Origin of the sequence: Ilyobacter polytropus DSM 2926 (assembly GCF_000165505.1) — a bacterium.
Taxonomy (GTDB): Bacteria; Fusobacteriota; Fusobacteriia; order Fusobacteriales; family Fusobacteriaceae; genus Ilyobacter; species Ilyobacter polytropus.
Window position 1 is genome coordinate 262,259 of the sequence record NC_014632.1, and the last position, 20,062, is coordinate 282,320.

At 32.8% G+C, this 20,062-nt stretch carries 16 protein-coding genes; 11 read left to right on the forward strand and 5 right to left on the reverse strand.

The annotated features are described in order from the left end of the window. Positions 1–587: 587 nt before the first annotated feature. The 4 genes from ILYOP_RS01230 to bioC all read left to right on the forward strand — a co-directional run bounded on the left by ILYOP_RS01230 (position 588) and on the right by bioC (position 4,555). On the forward strand, positions 588–1,652 hold the full coding sequence (locus ILYOP_RS01230; protein WP_013386686.1) for a M24 family metallopeptidase: 1,065 nt from the start codon (positions 588–590) through the stop codon (positions 1,650–1,652). A gap of 219 nt (positions 1,653–1,871) precedes the next feature. After that, positions 1,872–2,519: a GntR family transcriptional regulator gene (locus ILYOP_RS01235; RefSeq protein WP_013386687.1), complete on the forward strand. Its 648-nt coding sequence runs from the start codon at positions 1,872–1,874 to the stop codon at positions 2,517–2,519. Positions 2,520–2,773: 254 nt separating this feature from the next. Then, on the forward strand, positions 2,774–3,745 hold the full coding sequence (gene bioB / locus ILYOP_RS01240; protein ID WP_013386688.1) for a biotin synthase BioB: 972 nt from the start codon (positions 2,774–2,776) through the stop codon (positions 3,743–3,745). Between the two features lie 3 nt (positions 3,746–3,748). Further along, positions 3,749–4,555, forward strand: a complete 807-nt coding sequence (bioC, locus tag ILYOP_RS01245; protein WP_013386689.1) for a malonyl-ACP O-methyltransferase BioC — start codon at positions 3,749–3,751, stop codon at positions 4,553–4,555. 75 nt (positions 4,556–4,630) lie between these two features. On the opposite strand, the gene der is transcribed toward bioC, so the two are convergent. The 5 genes from der to ILYOP_RS01270 form a co-directional block, all read right to left on the reverse strand. Further along, entirely contained in the window at positions 4,631–5,950 is a 1,320-nt protein-coding gene (gene der, locus ILYOP_RS01250) for a ribosome biogenesis GTPase Der (RefSeq protein ID WP_013386690.1), read from the reverse strand. A gap of 68 nt (positions 5,951–6,018) precedes the next feature. Continuing rightward, positions 6,019–7,794 carry a YgiQ family radical SAM protein gene (locus ILYOP_RS01255; protein ID WP_187288108.1) on the reverse strand — a complete coding sequence of 592 codons (1,776 nt, stop codon included), beginning with the start codon at positions 7,792–7,794 and terminating at the stop codon, positions 6,019–6,021. Positions 7,795–7,929: 135 nt separating this feature from the next. After that, the gene (locus ILYOP_RS01260; protein ID WP_013386692.1) at positions 7,930–8,349 is read right to left on the reverse strand and encodes an Hsp20/alpha crystallin family protein; all 420 of its coding nucleotides are present in this window, start codon (positions 8,347–8,349) and stop codon (positions 7,930–7,932) included. 262 nt (positions 8,350–8,611) lie between these two features. Further along, entirely contained in the window at positions 8,612–10,228 is a 1,617-nt protein-coding gene (locus tag ILYOP_RS01265) for a putative manganese-dependent inorganic diphosphatase (RefSeq protein WP_013386693.1), read from the reverse strand. Between the two features lie 722 nt (positions 10,229–10,950). Beyond that, positions 10,951–11,865 (reverse strand): hypothetical protein, encoded by a 915-nt coding sequence (locus tag ILYOP_RS01270; protein ID WP_013386694.1) that lies wholly within the window; start codon positions 11,863–11,865, stop codon positions 10,951–10,953. Between the two features lie 291 nt (positions 11,866–12,156). Here ILYOP_RS01270 and ILYOP_RS01275 point away from each other — a divergent pair, with 291 nt between their 5' ends. The 7 genes from ILYOP_RS01275 to secA all read left to right on the forward strand — a co-directional run bounded on the left by ILYOP_RS01275 (position 12,157) and on the right by secA (position 20,042). Continuing rightward, positions 12,157–12,603: a MarR family winged helix-turn-helix transcriptional regulator gene (locus ILYOP_RS01275; RefSeq protein WP_013386695.1), complete on the forward strand. Its 447-nt coding sequence runs from the start codon at positions 12,157–12,159 to the stop codon at positions 12,601–12,603. A gap of 436 nt (positions 12,604–13,039) precedes the next feature. Then, positions 13,040–13,252, forward strand: coding sequence for a hypothetical protein (locus ILYOP_RS01280; protein WP_013386696.1), 213 nt, complete (start codon positions 13,040–13,042; stop codon positions 13,250–13,252). A gap of 93 nt (positions 13,253–13,345) precedes the next feature. Continuing rightward, a complete protein-coding gene (locus tag ILYOP_RS01285) occupies positions 13,346–13,558 on the forward strand; it encodes a hypothetical protein (RefSeq protein WP_013386697.1) in 213 nt (70 codons plus the stop codon). A 104-nt stretch (positions 13,559–13,662) separates the two neighbouring features. Then, positions 13,663–13,875 (forward strand): hypothetical protein, encoded by a 213-nt coding sequence (locus ILYOP_RS01290; protein ID WP_013386698.1) that lies wholly within the window; start codon positions 13,663–13,665, stop codon positions 13,873–13,875. A 240-nt stretch (positions 13,876–14,115) separates the two neighbouring features. After that, positions 14,116–16,149 carry an NAD-dependent DNA ligase LigA gene (gene ligA, locus ILYOP_RS01295; RefSeq protein ID WP_013386699.1) on the forward strand — a complete coding sequence of 678 codons (2,034 nt, stop codon included), beginning with the start codon at positions 14,116–14,118 and terminating at the stop codon, positions 16,147–16,149. Between the two features lie 365 nt (positions 16,150–16,514). Further along, positions 16,515–17,165, forward strand: a complete 651-nt coding sequence (locus ILYOP_RS01300) for a Crp/Fnr family transcriptional regulator (protein ID WP_013386700.1) — start codon at positions 16,515–16,517, stop codon at positions 17,163–17,165. Between the two features lie 189 nt (positions 17,166–17,354). Next, positions 17,355–20,042, forward strand: a complete 2,688-nt coding sequence (gene secA / locus ILYOP_RS01305) for a preprotein translocase subunit SecA (protein ID WP_013386701.1) — start codon at positions 17,355–17,357, stop codon at positions 20,040–20,042. Positions 20,043–20,062: the final 20 nt, after the last annotated feature.

Genomic DNA, 20,062 nt, shown 5'->3' on the forward strand with positions numbered 1-20,062 from the left:
ATAGATGTATAATTAACTTAGGATGCTAGTTAATTCAAGTAAAGTTAAATTATTGAGTTTCTCCAAAGTTCCGTTACTTTTCCTTGATGAAAAGTAACCAAAAATCAAGGCCTGTGAAAAATAAGCTAAATGCCTTCGGAAATCTAAGTAAAAATCAAAACTCGCTTTGCTCAAACAGTTGATTTTTTCTAGAGATTTCTCTCAGCCATTCTTAACGCTTATTTTATCAATGGCCAAAAACTTAAAAAACCTTTTGTGTGCATAAACCTTGGTAAACAATTGCGCTTGCTTTTTAAGTGAGAACATATGGTTTTAAATTTTTTTGAATTTCAAGTCGCAGGGCTTATACAGGAAAGAGCCCGCACTTAGCCGTCCTACAGAATAAGTTCCGCAGGGAACCGAGGACTGTAGCTTACAAAGGCGATAAAAGAAATATATACTTCCTAGACATTTGAAAATTCTTGATTTTCTTTGGTTACTTTCTTTTATCAAGAAAAGAAAGTAACACAGGTTTTCAGATAAAGTCAGTAATTTATTAATAAGTTAGTAATTTAGATTAATTATAAAAGAGATTGAGAGGAGAAAACATGATACTTAATAAAATAATGAAAGAGCTAGATGCTCAGGGAATATTGATCACTAATATGATAAATGTGAGGTATTTTACCGGATTTACAGGTACTACAGGAGTTGCTCTTATTTTGGGAGATAAAAGATATTTTTTAACAGATTTCAGATATGAAGAGCAGGGAAAAAAAGAGGTAGTTCCTAAGGGCTTTCAGCTTGTGAGAGAGGATAAAGATCCTGTTGGAAAGGCTGGGGAGCTCATAAAAGAATCTAAAATAAAGAAGCTGGCTATAGAGGACGGAAGTGTGACCCTGTCACAATATAGAAGTTTTGAAAAAAACTTTGGTAATCTTGAATACACAGGTATAGAGGATAAATTTCTAAAGGCTAGAATGGTAAAGACAGAGGAAGAGATAAAACTCATAAAGGAAGCTACCAAAATAGCAGACAAGGCCTTTGAAAATATAAAAAGTCTTATAAAAGAAGGAATATCTGAAGAGAGACTGGCCACAGAGCTAGAGTATGAGATGAAAAAACTAGGGGCAGAAGGGCCTTCCTTTGATACAATAATAGCTTCTAACTATAGATCTGCAATGCCTCACGGTGTTGCCAGTGAAAAAAAACTTCAGAAAGAAGGCTTTGTTAAGTTTGATTTCGGATGTTTTTATAAGGGGTATGTATCTGATATGACAAGAACAGTGTATCTTGGGATAAATCCTACAGAAAGACATTATGAAATATATAATACGGTTAAAGAAGCTCAGAAGAAGGCTATAGATGCAGTGAAGGCCGGAATTACAACTAGAGAGTTAGACAAGATAGCTAGAGACTACATAACTGAAAAAGGGTACGGAGACTGTTTTGGCCATGGACTAGGTCACGGGATTGGGTTAGAGATTCATGAATATCCGTATTTATCTTATAAGGCAGAGGACTTGGTACTTGAGGAGAATATGGTAGTCACTATAGAACCTGGGATATATATAGAGGGCTTCGGAGGAGTCAGGATAGAAGATGATGTAGTTGTAAAAAAAGACGGGTGTGAAGTTTTGAATAAAACAACTAAAGAGTTTGTAAAACTTTAGAATATTGAAATTTTGAATTTCAGTAAAGAATTCTGATCTGATATTTAACAGGGAATTATAATTCCAGTGATATTCTTAAAAATTAATTTTGTATTTTTTTAAATATGAGCCTGGGTTTTTTCTTTTGATTTTATTTAAATTGACAAAATATTCTCTATAAATTACAATAACTTGTTGTAATTTATAAAAAAAGTTTGTTTTTAAAGAGAGGAGAGACCCATGATCATACAGAAAAATAAGCCTATGAGAGAGCGTGTATATGAAATTTTGAAAAAAATGATAATAGACGGGGAGATATCTCCTGAAGAAAAAATAGTTGAAACAGAATATGCTGAAAAATTTCAGATAAGCAGGACTCCCTTGAGGGAAGCTATAAGGATGTTAGAATTAGAAGGATATGTAGAGGCACACAGTAGGGGCGGTGTGATAGTAAAAAACTGCACCAAGGAAGATGTAGAGGAGATATACAAGATCAGAATAGCTCTAGAAGGGATAATTCTAGAGGAGGTTATAAAAAAATCCTCTCAGTCAGATATAAAAAAATTGGAAAAGATAATAAAAGAAACAAAAGAAATTATGGTTGAAAATAAAAATAATGGTGATATATTTAAACTCTTTTCTAAATTTAATAATACTCTTTATAGTATTGCAAAGATGTCAAGAGTAGAGGATCTTATAAAGAATATGAATCTTTATTTAAAAAGGTTCAGAAAAATGGCAGTTGAAGATTTTGAAAGAAAAAAACAGGCTTCTGATGACCATGTTGAGCTTGTAAATGCAATAAAAGAAAAAGATATAAATAAGGCTTTGGAAATAAATAAAATCCATCTAGAGAGATCGAAAAACTTTATAATTTCTGAAATTTAAATTCAAAACCAAGCCAGGATAGTTGGTGACAATTTTTTCTGATCTAATTCTTGTTTAGATAACTATAAAAACAAATATAATAGGAAGCAGTGATTTGTATAAGAGTTACTGCTTCTTATTTTTTATTATGTGCTTTTCTCTGATATGATTATTTATGGGAAGATACGAAATTTTGAATTTATTTTTGGAGAGCAAAAATAATATATTTATGTTATAATTTCCTTGTGAGCAGATAAACTTTTTAGGAGGCATAAATGAATATAAGAGACTTTATTGATAGAGAAATAACCAAAGAGGAGGCTTTAGAACTTTGTAAAATAAAGGGTTCAAAGATGATGGAGCTTTTTTCTGTTGCAAATGAGGTAAGAGAAAAATATTGTGGAAATACACTTCATACATGTACCATATCCAACGCAAAGTCCGGTGAATGTGAAGAAGATTGTAAGTTTTGTGCCCAGTCGGCTCACTATAAAACCAGTCTCTCAACTTATGATTTAAAAGAAAAAGATACCTTAATGTCTGAATACAAAAGAGCAGAAAAACTGGGAAGTACTAAGTTTGGTGTTGTTACAAGTGGAAGAAGTATAAAAAAAGGATCAGAAGAATATGATAATATAAAAGATTTTGTAAAGGATGCCAAGAAAGAAGATATAACTACCAATATCTGCTGTTCTATAGGACTTTTAGATGAAGAGGAATTAAAGGAGCTAAAAGATATCGGTGTGACTAGATTTCACAGCAATATGCAGACCTCTATAAATGCATACAACAAAATAGTGGCCACTACTCACAAGATAGATGACAGGCTGGCTACGATAAAAGCGGCCAAGAAAATAGGGATGGAAGTGTGCAGCGGAGGAATAATAGGTATGGGGGAAACCTGGGAGGACAGGATAGACATGGCCTTTACTCTAAAGGACCTCAATGTAGATGGTATACCTGTGAATATACTGAACCCTATAGAGGGGACACCTTTAGGAGACAGAGAACACCTTTCTATGGATGAAATAATTAAAACAATAGCTATTTACAGGATAATATTTAAGGATAAGGTAATAAAAATAGGAGCTGGAAGAGAGGGAATCTTAAAGGATTTCATGGGGATGGCTTTTATGAGTGGAGCCAACGGAATGCTAGTAGGAGGATATCTTACAGTTAAGGGCAGAACCTCTGAGGAAGATTTTGTATTTATGGAAAATGTGAAGAAAATGTGGGAGAGGGATTAATAAATGGCTATTATTGATAAAAAAAGGGTGAATCAAAATTTTTCAAGAGGAGCTAAAACCTACGACAATTATGCACAAGTACAGAAGCATATGGCAGATAAATTGGAAATTTTTGTACATGGGTCTAAAAAACAATATAATATATTAGAAGTGGGTTGTGGTACAGGTATCTTTTCCCAAAAAATACTGAAAAGATTTCCCAATTCAAAAATAGATCTTTTGGATATTTCCCCTGCTATGGTAGAAACGGCAAAAGAAAAGCTTGGTGATTCTCCAAATCTTAATTTTATAGTTGAAGATGTCGAAAATTATAATCCTGAAAAAAAGTATGATTTAATTTTTTCCAATGCTACATTTCAGTGGATAGACGATCAAATGAGACTTTTTAACCATCTGTATTCTTTACTAGATTATGGAGGTAAAATAGCATTTTCAACATTCGGTAATAAAACATATTTTGAGTTAAGAGAAAGTTTGAGCACCTTAGACCCAGAATTAAAATATTCTCAAAAATTTGTAAAGCTTGATGAAATGACTGAAATAACAAATAAGAATTTTAGAATTCTTGCTGCTGATGAAGATTTTTTTATAGAAAAATTTGAAAATGTAATGGCTTTTTTAAAAGCAATAAAGGGAATAGGATCAAACAGTGCCCTTTCCAATAAACGTAACTTTACAAGAGAAAAATTTAAGGCTCTTGATAAGATATATAGGGATAAATTCGGAGACAAGAACATTATAAATGTTACCAATCACCTGTTATATATGGTTTTAGAAAAGGTAAAAATGCGTGATGAAAATCTAAAGTAAGGATAATCAAAAGTTTAAATTATGGATAAAATAAAAGGACCCAAGATCGTAGCGATTCTGGGTCCTTATTTTATATTAGCTTTCACCTTTTTTTTGTAAAATAATATCAATAGGTGAACCTTCAAATCCAAAGGCATCTCTAAATTTATTTTCAAGATATCTCAGGTAAGAGAAGTGTATAAGGTCTGGGTAATTACAGAATAAAACAAATCTCGGAGGAGCAGTTGAGATCTGAGTAGCATAGTTTATTTTAACCAGTCTACCTTTTCTTGTAGGTGGAGCATTAAGAATAAGTGCCTCTTTAAGAACAGTATTCAAAATACCTGTTGAGATTCTCTTTGTATATTCGTCGTAAACAGTGTCTGCAAGATCCAATAATTTAAGTGTTCTTTGTCCTGTAAGTGCAGAGACAAATTCCACAGGAGCATAATTAAGGAAAGGCAGTTCTGAAAGAATAAGCGCCTTCATATCTTTCATTGTATTGGTTTCTTTTTTTAAAGCATCCCACTTGTTCATTACCACAATTATAGGTTTTTTCTCATCATATGCGATACCTGCTATTTTTTTGTCCTGCTCTGTGATTCCCTCTTGAGCATCTAACATAAGCATACATACATCTGATCTTTTTATCGTTTTAATAGCTCTCAAAACGGAATAATATTCAAGGCTTTCTTCAACCTTTGATTTTCTCCTGATACCTGCAGTGTCAATAAGAATGTATTTATTATAGTTGTATTCAAAAGTTGTATCAATTGCATCTCTGGTAGTTCCAGCGATGTCACTTACGATTGCTCTTTCTTTTCCAGATAATCTATTTACCAGGGATGATTTTCCTGCGTTTGGTTTTCCTATTATGGCAAGTTTGAGACCTTCTTCTTCCTCTTCAGGTAACTCTAACTGATTTATATTTTGTACTATTGTATCTAACATATCACCAAGATTCAGTTTATGTTCTGCCGAGATCGGTAATAGGAATTCAAATCCAAGGGACCAGAAGTCATAGACATCATCACTTTGTCTTTGAAAGTTATCCACCTTATTTACACATAAGATCACAGGTTTATTTTTCTTTCTCAGAATATAGGCTACCTCTTCATCTAAAGCCGTAACTCCTGCCTTACCATCTACAACAAAAAGAATAACATCAGCTTCATTTATAGCTACTTCAGCCTGTTGTTTTATCTTTGTCATCATAAAATCTTTGTTTCTAGGCTCTAGACCTCCTGTATCAACTATTACGAATTCAGTTCCTAGCCAGTCGGTTTCTCTGTAAAGTCTATCTCTTGTAACGCCAGGTTGGTCATCTACGATTGCTATTCTGTCTCCCACCAGTTTATTAAAAAGTGTTGATTTTCCTACATTTGGTCTTCCTACTATTGCAACTATTGGTTTCAAAATATTCCCTCCTTAATTATCTTACATAGGGGATTGTAAAATTGGTCTGTAAAATTAATCATTATTATTTAACGATTTTTCCATCTGTTATTTTTATTTTTTTTAGTTTTATTTTCAGAAAAGGTTGATCTTCTGAAAGATTTTTTATGACTTTCCTTTGAAACTAGGATGTCTTTTTGTTTTTGTTTTTTACCAGTGTCTTTCTCTACAAAAAGTTTTTTACCAGTATAGGGATCCATCTCGGTGTAGTACATGAGAGTAGAGTATGTAGAGGGTGTAGGAGTGAAAATCTGTACCTGTTCTGGATTTGTGTTTAGTTCTCTACTGGCAAATTTCTTCAAATTTTCCATATCTTTTTCATTACATCCTGGATGAGCCGCTATGAGGTAGTAAGTTAGGAACTGTTTCATTCCCAAACTATTATTTATAGAATAAAATTTTTCTTTAAATTCTTTAAGGATACTTTTTTCCTGTTTACCCATTAGAGAAAGGATTTTATCCTCTGTATGTTCAGGAGCAATCTTAAGTTGTCCTGAGACATGATTTTTTATAAGATCTTTAAGATAAAGATTACCGCATTTTTCATCACTTAAGATAAGATCATACCTGAGACCTGAGGCGATAAAGACTTTCTTTACTCCGTCCAATCTCTCTAACTTTTTCAAGAGTGAAACCTGCTTAGAGTGGTCTGGTTTTAAAACAGGGCATGTTTTAGGATACATACATTTTTTATCTTTACATGCACCAGATTTAAGTTTTTTTTCACATTCTATTCCATACATATTTGCAGTAGGACCACCTACATCAGAGATATAACCTTTAAATTTAGGTGAAGATAATATTGTGTTAGCTTCAGAAATTATTGATTCTTCACTTCTGCATGTAACGGTACGACCCTGGTGAACAGCTATAGCACAGAAGTTACACTCTCCATAGCAGCCTCTATGAGTTGTTATGGAGTTCCTTATGGTTTCAAGGGCTTTAACTTCACCTAAGGATCTGTAATAAGGATGCACTTCCCTTTCAAAATCCATTCCGTAAATACTATCCATCTCTTCTGAGGAGAAAGGCATAGATGGAGGATTTTGTACAAAGTATCTTGTGTCCTGCTTTTGAAATATACCCTTTGCAGTCAAAGGGTCACAGTTCAGATAAAAAGTTTCAAAAGCCTTGATAAAGAGTTTTTTATCCCCTATACATTCTTCAAATGAAGGCAACTCGAGGTACCCTTTTCTAGGTTCTTTTGAGATATAAGCTATCCCTCTTATATTCTCCCAGGGCTCTCCTCTTTTCATGGCCAGAGCCAGTTCAAGCATTGATTTTTCTCCCATACCGTATGAGAGTATATCAGCTTTGGCATTAAATAAAATAGATTTCCTGAGTTTATCAGACCAGAAGTCATAATGCACTATCCTACGAAGGCTAGCCTCTATACCGCCTAAAACAACCGGCACTTTATTATTCTTAAAGTATCTTTTTATCAGATTTGTATATACGATACTGGCCCTGTCAGGCCTTTTATTATTTATTCCTCCAGGTGTAAAGTCATCACTTTTTCTTCTTTTTTTGGTGGCAGTGTAGTTTGCTACCATAGAATCTACACATCCTGCAGATACTCCCCAAAAAAGTTCCGGAGGACCTAATCTTGTGATATCATCAGGAGACGATATGTCAGGCTGGGCTATAACCCCCACCTTGAATCCATATCTCAAAAGCCATTTACCTATAACCGCAGTGCCGTTATAAGATGAATCTATATATGTGTCTCCAGAGACTAAAATTATATCTAGGGAATCCCACCCTAGTTTATCCATCTCTTCTTTTGTTGTAACCAAAAACATAATATCACCTTATTTTTCGAAATTCTACATATTATATCATAAATACTAAAAAAAATGAAGACAGCAAAAGTCAGGAAGAGGTGTTCAAATAAAAAACCAGCCTAAGCTGGTTTTTTATTTTATGAGAAGAGTGATCTTTTAATCAACTTTTATCTCGGCAATTATGTCTGCAGCAGATTCCTGACTTTCTTGTTTTGGGAGTCTAATAAAAAGTACACCGTCATTGTAGCAGCTAGAAATAGAATTTTGATCTACATCTGAAGGGAGATTAAAACTTCTTTCCAAGGCAGAATGACCAAATTCCTGAGAATAGTAATTTTTTTCTTTGTTTTCCGTATCATCTATTTCAGCTAAAACAACAAGTCTGTTAGATTCAATTGTAACTTTGAAAAACTCTTTTTTCAAACCAGGAGCTGCGACTTCGATCTCATAAGCATCAGCCTTATCTAAGATATTTGAAGCTGGTACCTTACCACCGTGTTTGAATAACGGATCATCCTCTTCCATAAAATCATCCATAAAATCACTGCTCAAAATACCTCTTTTTTTCTCTGTCATAAAATCCCTCCTTTACTATACTTACTTACCTAAAATGTACCGAATAATTTTCAGTATCCTTTTGAAACAGAAAATAAAAATTTTAATTATAAATTGTTATTTTAATCTAGTATATACCTTTTTTTTCAAGGGAAAGATTCATTTGTTATAGCTTCAAGCTATAGGTGGAGGTCTTAAATACAGACATTATTTTGAAAGAATTTTATATTATTTTGTAAAAAAAAAATATAAAAAAACCGGGAAATTTCCCGGTTTTAAAGACTTATATAGACTGACTGGCAGCCATTAGGAAAGGGACTAGCTGTTTCTTTCTTGAAACAACGCCCTCTAACCAAGCAGAATTATTTTCAAGTTCTGTATTGAATCCGTTTTCTACAAGAGATGCCCACTGACCAAGTGCGATCACCTGTGAACCGGCATTTATAATATCTGTGATGGCTAGTATAAATGCATCATAACCTTTTTCTGATATCATCTTGTCCATTACACTTTCAAGCTCTTTCTGCTTATTTAGTGTACCTTTGACATCTACTGTATTTACCTGAGCAACGGCTACAGACAGTCCGGACATTCTAAATTCTTTCATATCCATGGTTATTATTTCCATAGGACTTTTATCTCCAAGAGAAGTCCCTGCTATCAGCATCTCCATTCCGTATTTTTCATAATCAAAGCCTAAAAATTCAGCAAGTTCTTTAGCGGCCTTTATATCCTTTTCAGTACACGTAGGAGATTTGAAAAGAAGTGTGTCTGAAAGTATGGCACTGAGCATAACCCCTGCAACCTCTTTAGAAGGAGATAAACCTGCTTCTTTGTAGAGGTTAAAGATAATGGTAGAAGAACATCCTACGGTCTCAGCTCTGATTTGAAGAGGTTCGTTTGTTTCAAAATTTCCAAATTTATGGTGATCTACAACCTCTAATATTTTAGCATCATCAATTCCGTCAACAGACTGACTTTTCTCATTGTGGTCTACAAGTATTACTTTTTTTCTTGTAAAATTAATCAGGTTTTTTGATCTGATTGTACCGTAAATTTTTCCTTCTTTGTCAACTACTGGGAAGTTTGTCTGATCGGCTTCTTTCATAATATCTTTTATCTCGTGGAGAAAATCCTCCTCTTTAAATTGATAAAACTTTTTAGAGTGCGACATGATAGAAGATATAGATACTGACTGAGTTATTAGTCTGAAAGTTTTAAACAAACCTTTTTCTACCTTCATAACCGGGGTCTTTGTGCTAGTAGGTTTAGGGATTTCGTCACCTTCGTTAACACATAAAATTACAAGTCCGGCTCCTGCATCAATGGCATTTTCAACTGCATTTTCAACAAGAGTAGTAGTTACAACGATGTCTCCTTGTTTTACAGAGTCCATCTCAGAAGCAGCTTTGAGACTTCCCTGTATTATACCGGTAGGGTATTCTCCGCTTATTATCTCTCCTTTGAGCATAGATTTTAAATTCTTGTAAAGGGTGGAATAATTGTTGAAAAGTTTTGTATGATCCATTTCAAGATAGGTATTAGCAATGTCAGATACATGTATCATTCCTACAAGTCTTCTTTCCTCGTCAACAACAGGAAGGCTTGAGAAGTTTTCTTTTATCATGAGGTCTAGTGCAGATTTTAAAGAGTCATCTACATAGATTACCTCTTTTTCTAAATGTGTAAGATCTGAAATTTGAGGTCTTACAGTATTTATAAGCTCAGGGGCCACGAGATTAAAGTGATTTAAGACAAATTCAGTCTCTCTGCTGAGTTGTCCAAGCCTTACGGCTTTAGATTGTTGACCAAGTTTATTTTTAAGTTCGGCGTAAGCAATGGCCGAACATATAGAATCGGTGTCGGGATTTTTATGTCCTAAAACTAAAACAGAATCCATTTTTTAAAGTCCTCCTTTGATTTTTAACATTCTGTATGAGATTTTATCATTAAATGATGAAATCAACAAGTCGAAATATGTATAATTTTAGAACTTTCAAAGTTATGAAAAATCAAATTCTTATTTAATAAAAAATAAAAAGTCCCTTTTAGATAAAAATCTACAGGGACCAGAAAAAGAGTAAAATAAATTAAAATAAAAGATTTGTATTTTGAATTTTAAGTTAGTAATTCAGAGTCTTTTAAAAAAGACTCTGAGTCCCAAAAGAAAAAGGAGAAACTTTGCGAGAGATTCTTTTTTTCTTTCTTATATAATATCCTGTTTACTTTATAATTAAAATGACAGGTGTCGTAAAAATGGATTCTTTTGTAGAAATTTTATAATAATATCTTTATCCATATTTTTTTAGTGACAATTAAAATTACAATATGTGTATTTCAAAATTTCTTTTAAAAATAAAGCCTCAAAAGGACAGTGATAGCTAAAAAAAATACGTCTAATGCCATGGCAACAGACGTATTTAAAAAATTTTATATTATTAATTATTCTCTCTGGTTTAAGAATCAAATTTCACTTATGCAGAGTAGATTACCTCAGGAATTCTAGAACTTTGCGAGAGTTTGAAATCATAGGGAGGTTTCTGTTTAAAAAAATTATTTAAATTATATAATAGTTTGGTTAAACATATCTGCATAAAAAGAAATTTAAATTTTAAAATTTAATTAAAATGTTGCTTTAAGCCCTGCTACAACTTGAAATTCGTTATCACTATACCAGTCGCCGCCTTCTTTGTAGTTAACTGAAAGAACTTCATAAGAAGTATAAACCCATGCAGTAACACCATCATCTAATTTTGTAGAATATCCAATTCTTGGTCCGATGTGTGAATCCATCCATTCTTCAGCTTTGTCTCCAGCCTCTCCATCGAAATAGTATTCAATCCCAGCATATACTCCAGAATCATGAGTATATACAGTAGTGAAAGCTTCAGCCTCTAACTCAGCAGATGTAGACTCGTTACTTCCGCTTCCTCCTGAAGTGTTATGATATAAATATAACCATGTTCCGGTATAGTCAAAGAAAGCTACCTTACCAGTATCGAGTAGGATATCTAACTCATAGTCGTCTCCATGTACTTTTCCTGTTTTGTTTCCATCGTCATCATATTGGTTTGCATTTCCATCGTTGTAGTACATAGCACCCCAAAAAGTAAGTTTTGTGTTGTCTGTAAGAGCTGTACTAGCTTCAAACCAAGGTGAATATTGTGACTTTGTTACATCATCGCTACCATTTGTATCATAGTAGTAGTCAATCCCTGTAGAAAGGTCCCAGTCTCCTGATTTTCCCAGGTCATAAGAGAATCCGAATCTGTTATCCCAGTAAGTTTCTAAATCTTTTCCATTTGTAATGTTGTCGTAATTTTTTTCCACATCAAATGTAACTGCAAGTTTATCTGTGATACCAATAGACCCCTCTGCAAGAGTCCATTCAACTCCTTGAGAATTACTTCCAGTATCATTATTAGTTGGACGCTCTTCAGTTAGTTCTGCCCAGTTTCTTATCCATCCTGTTGCTGCAGGAGCCATTACACCTAGTGTAAGTAACCCTGCTAAAGTAACTATTAATCTTTTTTTCATTACACTCTCCCCTTTGTAATATTTATTGTAAAGCAAAATAATTATACTCTTCTAAATTTATTTTTCAACGACAAGTGACGTTTACAGATGAATTTTATCTTTTTATAATATTACAAGTATTTAGTATTTGAAATAAATAATGAAGAAAGTAAATATCAAAAAAGAATCAGCCCAAAGGGTTCGAAATCCAAGATTTTTAACCCATTGAAATATTTTTTAAAAACTGTTGACATTTCATTCGGAAACGAATATAATCATGTTGTAGCTAGATAGTTGATTGGTGGTGATTTCATGGATATAAAAGATTCTGTAATAGGAGAAGCTTGTGCACTGGGAATTATCAGGCATATAAGTGAAGAATTTGGAGATTATCTGGGAAAAGAACTCAGAAGAAGAAAAATGCCTATACAGGTAAAACATGCGGGACTTTTTATGATTCTTTTTTCTAAAGGTGAAAAAATTGAATTTAAAGAGTTGGCTCGTATATGGAGAAAATCAAAATCTACTCTTTGTGACATTACATCTAAGTATGCAGATGAAAAACTTATTAAAAAAACAAACTGCTGCTCTGATAAAAGGAATGTTTATGTAGAAATTACTGAAGAAGGTCTAAAATATAAGAAAGATTTTAATGAGATAAGTGAAGCTTTTTTAAAAAAGGCAACTTCAAATCTATCTGATCAACAAGTTGAAGATTTAAAATTTATTTTAGATAAAATGATTAAAGCCTTTATATAATTTGTTTATTTATGGGAAAAAAGTTGTTGTTAAGATTTCATTTTATGAAGTAAAACTCAAATATCTTAACAATAACTAACCGTTATTTTTTAAACTATATGATGAACAGAATAGTCTAATTTAGTGAAGTTAGAAAAGTTAGTTTTTTAGATTTGAATATAGAAAAACCCCTTAAAACTTCCAAACTCTCGCAAAGTTAAATAAGAAAATTAAGGGTAGATGTTAGGATGATGTCGTTATTTCTTTTTCATTTTTATTTTTTCAAAGAATGGTTCGAAAATGGATGAGATTCAGATTTATTTCAGTTTTTGGTTGTTATTTTTTTACCCATATCATTCGTTATCGAATAATTTGGGTTTGAAATAAACTTTCTAAATAATATTCTAGAATTTAATTTAAATAAAAATAAAAAATTAAAATACAGGAGATGAGAATTATGAAAAAAACAATATTAGGATTGATGTTAATAGTAGGATCTTTATCATTAGCCAATGACAGGCTAGACAGAGGAGAGCAAAAGTTTTTTGAATGGCAGAACAGTAACCTTGCTAAGCAGGAAAGAGTCGCAGATGAAAACTTAAGTAGAAAGGTAAAGGAATTAAAAGTCGAAACTAATGAAATTATGAATGAAAGAGGTTCTAACAGATAAATTTTTTTCAAGTCAACATTCGGAAGCGAACAATAGATGCATTTGAGCATAATTTAAATAAAATAAAAAATTAAAATACAGGAGATGAGAATTATGAAAAAAACAATACTAGGATTGATGTTGATAGTGGGATCATTATCATTAGCCAATGATAGGCTAGATAGAGGAGAGCAAAAGTTTTTTGAATGGCAGAACAGCAACCTTGCTAAGCAGGAAAGAGTCTCAGATGAAAACTTAAGTAGAAAGGTAAAGGAATTAAAAATCGAAACTAATGAAATTATAAATGAAAGAGGCTCTAACAGATAAATTTTTTTCAAGTCAATATTCGGAAACGAACAATGGATGCATTTGAGCATAATTTAAATAAAATAAAAAATTAAAACTTTAAAAAAGTACAGGAGATGAGAATTATGAAAAAAACAATACTAGGATTGATGTTGATAGTGGGATCATTATCATTAGCCAATGACAGGCTAGACAGAGGAGAGCAAAAGTTTTTTGAATGGCAGAACAGCAACCTTGCTAAGCAGGAAAGAGTTTCAGATGAAAACTTAAGTAGAAAGGTAAAGGAATTAAAAATCGAAACTAATGACATCATAAATGAAAGAGGAAGTTCTAATTAGTTAGATATAATAGGTGACTTAAACGCCTAATTTTTACTTTGTTAAGAGCCTTCATAAAAATGTATAATTAACTTACATTTTTATGAAGGCTCTTTGTGAGTTTATTTTGGTATTATTCTTATATTTCTCTCAATTTATAGTAAAATTAATTAGTAACTTAAATTATTTATGGTAAAATATTTTAAGGATTTATAGCTAAATTTTGAATAAACTAAAGATTTATTTGTAATTGGAGGAAAGATGGAAAATATTTTGGAAAAGGCCACTAAAATAAAAGAGAAGATAGACAAATATAATTACTATTATTATGTTAAAAATGAAAGTCTAGTGTCAGATATAGAGTATGACAAGCTCTTGAAAGAGTTAGAAGAGATAGAAAAAAAACACCCAGAGATCAAAGATGAACTTTCTCCCACTAGACAGGTAGGTTCTAGCCTGAGTGATACAAAATTTCAGAAGGTAGAGCATAAAAAGCCCATGCTTAGCCTGTCTAACACCTATAATATAAAGGATGTGGAAGATTTTCATCAGAGAATTGATAAAATTCTGGGGAAGTTAAAAGAAGATGAATCTAAAAAAATTACAGATTATGCTCTGGAACTAAAGCTTGACGGAGTGTCAATAAGTGTCCACTATAAAAACGGTAAACTTGTAAAGGGCGTAACTAGAGGAGACGGGACAGTAGGGGAAGATGTAACTGAAAATATCATGGAGATAAAATCCATTCCCAAGTACCTGAAAGAAAATATAGATATAGAGGCAAGGGGAGAGATAGTCCTTCCGTTAAGTGAGTTTAAAAAATTGAACCAAATAAGATATGACAAAGGTGAAGATCTTTTTGCCAATCCAAGAAATGCCGCGAGCGGTACCCTGAGACAGTTAGATTCTAAAATAGTCGCTGAAAGAAATCTGGACTGTTATTTTTACTTTTTGGCCGACTGCGATAAACTCGGAATAGAAAAACACTCTGAGAGCATGGAATTTTTGGAAAAAGTAGGACTTAAAACAACCGGAGTCTGTGATCTGTGCAGCAGTATAGAGGAATTAGAAGACAGGATAAGATACTGGGAAAATAACAGAGGAGTTTTAGACTATGAGACTGACGGTCTTGTGATAAAGGTTAATATGGTAGAATTGTGGGATAAATTAGGTGCTACAACGAAAAGTCCTAGATGGGCCATCTCATATAAATTTCCAGCAAAACAGGTAACTACTACCCTAAAAAATATTACCTGGCAGGTGGGAAGAACAGGGAAGGTAACTCCTGTAGCTGAACTAGAAGAAGTTGAAGTTTCTGGAAGTAAAGTAAAACGAGCCAGCCTGCATAATTTTGATGAGATAATAAGAAAAGATGTAAAAATAGGCGACAGGGTATTTATTGAAAAGGCAGCAGAAATTATTCCTCAGGTTGTAAAGGTAGTAAAAGAAGCCAGAACTGGAGAAGAAAAAGAGATAATGCCTCCTTCGGTGTGTCCTGAATGTGGTACAGAACTAGGTAGGGAAGAGGGGCTTATAGATCTGAGGTGTCCCAATGAAAAGTGCCCTGCTAAGGTAAGGGGACAGATAGAATATTTTGTTTCAAGAGACGCGATGAATATAAATGGACTTGGAAAGAAGATTGTGGAAAAATTCATAGAGATAGGAAAAATAAAAGATGTTTCTGATATATATGATCTGCACTTATACAAGGATGAACTTAAATCCCTAGAAAAAATGGGAGCTAAAAGTGTGGAAAACTTATTGAAATCAATAGAGGACAGTAAGAAAAGAGAATATCCTAAGAGCCTTTATTCTTTGGGGATACCTCATGTGGGGAAATTCCTGGCTTCACTCCTTGCTAAGGAAAGTAAGAATATAGACAAGCTGGCTCAGATGAGTATAGAGGATTTGCTGGAAATTGACGGTGTAGGAAAAAAGGTTGCAGAAAGTGTTTACGGTGTTTTTAGAAATAAAAAGTTCTTAGAAAGATTGGAAAAGCTAAAAAATTATGGTGTAAATTTTAAAATAAAAGAGGTAGAAGATACAGCTGAATTTTTTAATGAAGAATTTAAAGATAAAACTTTTCTTGCAACTGGTAAATTAAAGCATTTTACTAGAGAAGGAATTAAGGAATATATAGAATCTCTCGGGGGTAAAAATCTTTCAGGTGTGAGTAAAAAGTTAGATTACCTTATAGTAGGGGAAAAGGCCGGTAGTAAGCTTAAAAAAGCAGAGGAATTAAAAACAGTAAAAATATTAACTGAGTCCGAATTTTTAGAAATGACAGAGAAGTAAAAATCTTTTATAAAATAATTTTCTATTTGGAAATCTATTTTTTTTATAAATTTCTGAATCTATAAAATACAGAAAAATTAACACAAATAATAAAAATTTTTTTGTCACATTTGTCACAGATGAAACAGAGAAAAATAAAGTTTCCCAGAGTTGAAGTAGAAATTATAAATATTTTATTTTGTCAGAGTTTTTATATCCTTTTTTCATATCCATAGACAAAATCAGAATTCAGATTATTTTTCATAGGGTTTGCTTTTATTATGCCCTGACCAAAATGAAGAAATGCCATTTGGTTTATTTTAGTTGATGAAAATAAAAGAATTTTAGATAAATATATGTTGAAGTGTTGGTCTGGAGGAGACTAAATGGAAAGAATTCAATCGCTATTAAAGAAACTAGGAATAGAAAATCTTGTAGATGATAAACTTATGAAAGAGTTTAAAATAAATAAGTTTAAAAAGCACAGCTTAGTTCTTGGTTCTGGAGATTCTTCTGAAAAAGTGATGGTTATACTTCAGGGGGAAGTGAAGGTACACGTATATTCAGATGAGGGAGGAGTTTTTTATGGAATGCTGAAAAAGGGAGAATTTTTCGGGCTTATATCAACCATTCTCAACCGTCCTGTTTTACCGGATTTTATAACCACAAAAGATTCAGAGATACTTATTTTTCCTTTAAAAAAGATTATGACTACTAGAAAGGACATTATGAATCTAATATGGGATAAAATTGCAATAAAAACAGCTGAAGAATCTGTTAGTATTATTTCGAAAACTTTATCGAGAGCAACCTCTTCCAATGAGCTTTTTTTTATTAAATATATTGAGAAAAATAAAGGGGAACTATCATATTCAAGTACATCTGAACTTTCTGAAAATCTCAATATAAATATCAGAACACTTCAAAGAATAATTAAAAAACTTTCTGAAAAAGAGATAATAGAAAAGTCAAAAGGGCTTATTAGAATAAAAAAATATGATCTTTTTAAAAAACATAAACAATCATTATTAGGTTAAAAGAAACTGCAGGATCTATATCAGTTAAAATATATAACTTTTTATATAGAACTATAGTCTAAAAATTTGAGTAGGTACATTTAAAAGCGAAATAAGAGGAAAGAGTTGGAGTTTATTGACTTGAGTATATCTTTATGATAACATGATAATGGGTTATATTATACTACTTATGGAGAGAGGTAAGCTATAATGATTGGTTCTTTAATGAAAAAAGTATTTGGAACGAAAAATGACAGAGAGATAAAAAGAATAATGAAAATAGTCGATGAAATCAACAAGTTAGAACCACAGTTTGAAGGTTTTTCCGACGAAGAGTTAAAAGGCAAGACTGTAGAATTCAGAGAAAGGATATCAAATGGAGAAACTCTTGATGATATTCTTGTAGAAGCTTTTGCAGTGGTCAGAGAGACATCCAAGAGAGTTCTTGGTATGAGACATTATGATGTACAGCTCGTAGGTGGAGTTGTTCTTCACGAAGGTAAAATAACAGAGATGAAAACTGGAGAGGGTAAGACACTAGTTGCAACTTGTCCTGTTTATCTGAATGCCCTTGTGGATAATGTACATCTGGTAACGGTAAATGATTATTTGGCAAAAAGAGATAGGGAACTAATGGGTAGGATCTATGAATTTTTAGGACTTACTTCAGGGGTTATACTAAATGCTATGCCTGTCCCAGAGAGGAAAAAAGCTTATGAATGTGATATTGTCTATGGTACAAATTCAGAGTTTGGATTTGACTATCTAAGAGATAATATGGTCAGCAAGATAGAGGAAAAAGTACAAAGAAATCTCCACTTCTGTATAGTGGATGAGGTGGATTCGATACTTATAGATGAGGCGAGGACTCCACTTATAATATCTGGACCGGCAGAAGATACTGCAAAATGGTACAAAATATTCTACCAAGTTTCTCAGATGCTTGTAAGAAGCTATGAAACAGAGGATATAAAGGATCCTAAAAAAAAGAAAGAGATGAACATTCCAGATGAAAAATGGAGAGATTATGAAGTAGATGAAAAATCTCATAATATAACCCTAACGGAAAAGGGAATAAAAAGAATAGAAGAGATAATGAAGATAGACAATTTATATTCTCCTGAAAACGTTGAGCTGACACATTATATGAATCAGGCTCTGAGAAGTAAGGAATTGTTTAAAAGAGATAGAGACTACCTCGTAAGAGAAGGAGAGGTAATAATAATAGATGAGTTTACAGGAAGAGCAATGGAGGGGCGAAGGTATTCAGATGGTCTTCACCAGGCTCTAGAAGCAAAAGAGGGTGTAACAATAGCAGGAGAAAACCAAACTCTTGCAAGTATAACTCTTCAAAATTATTTCAGAATGTATGATAAACTTTCTGGAATGACAGGTACTGCAGAAACTGAGGCGTCTGAATTCATGCATACATACGGATTGGAAGTAGTTGTAATCCCTACTAACCAACCTGTTATCAGAAAAGACAGTCCAGATCTTGTATACAAAACTCATGCAGAAAAAGTAAATGCTATTTTTGAAAAAATAGAGGAACTTCATAAAAATGGACAGCCTGTGCTCGTAGGTACAATTTCAATATCAAGCTCAGAGATGCTTTCTAGCCATCTTCAGAAAAGAGGTATACCTCACAATGTACTAAATGCAAAATTCCATGCAAAAGAGGCTGAAATAGTAGCTCAGGCAGGAAGGTACGGTGCAGTTACAATAGCCACCAATATGGCAGGTAGAGGTACAGATATCATGTTAGGTGGTAATCCTGAATTTATGGCCCTTGAGGATATACCTTCAAGAGAAGATGAAGGATATGAAGAACTGCTTAAAAAATATAAAATCCAGTGTGAAGAGGAAAAACATGAGGTGCTAGAAGCAGGCGGACTATTTATACTAGGAACTGAAAGACATGAATCTAGAAGAATAGATAACCAGCTTAGAGGTAGATCTGGAAGACAGGGAGACCCTGGAGCTTCTGAATTTTACCTGTCTTTGGAAGACGACTTGATGAGACTATTTGGTTCTGACAGAGTAAAAAATATGATGGAAAAATTGGGACTTCCAGAGGGAGAGCCTATAACTCACAACATGATAAGTAAGGCTATAGCCAATGCACAGAAGAAAGTTGAATCTAGAAACTTTGGTATCAGAAAATCTCTTCTTGAGTTTGATGATGTTATGAACAAACAAAGAGAAGCAATATATAAGAGTAGAAATGATGCTTTGGCTAAAGATGATCTGAAATCTAATATTGCTGAAATGATTAGAAGGACTATAGAAAGCATAGCAATAGAAAAACTTGTAGGAGAATATAAGGAAGACTGGGATATAAATGGATTTGCAGAAAAAATAAATGACTTATATGAATACAAAATCGAGGATTTAGAAGAATATAAGGCTTTGACTGTAGAAAGTTACAGTGAAAAAATATACAATGAAGTTATGGAAAAGTATAAAGAAAGAGAAACTATTTTTGGAAGCGACATGATGAGAAAGCTTGAAAAATATATGCTTTTTGAAGTTGTAGATTCAAGATGGAGAGAAAATTTAAAAACTTTAGATTCGCTTAGAGAGGGTATATACCTTAGATCTTACGGACAAAAGGACCCTATTGTAGAGTATAAGTTACTTTCGGGAGAACTTTATCATCAAATGTTAAATACGATCGATGAGGAAACTACTTCATTCTTGTTTAAGATAAGAATAAGAGATGAAGAAGAGGAACTTGAGATGAAGAGAAAAGAGACTCCTAAAAATGTAAAATACAATGCAGGAGAGACTCCTGAAAAAGAAACAGAGAATCAGAGACACTCAAGTAAAGTAGGGAGAAATGATCTTTGTCCTTGTGGGAGTGGAAAAAAATATAAAAAATGTTGCGGAAGATTATAATAACTACTATGGAGGATAAA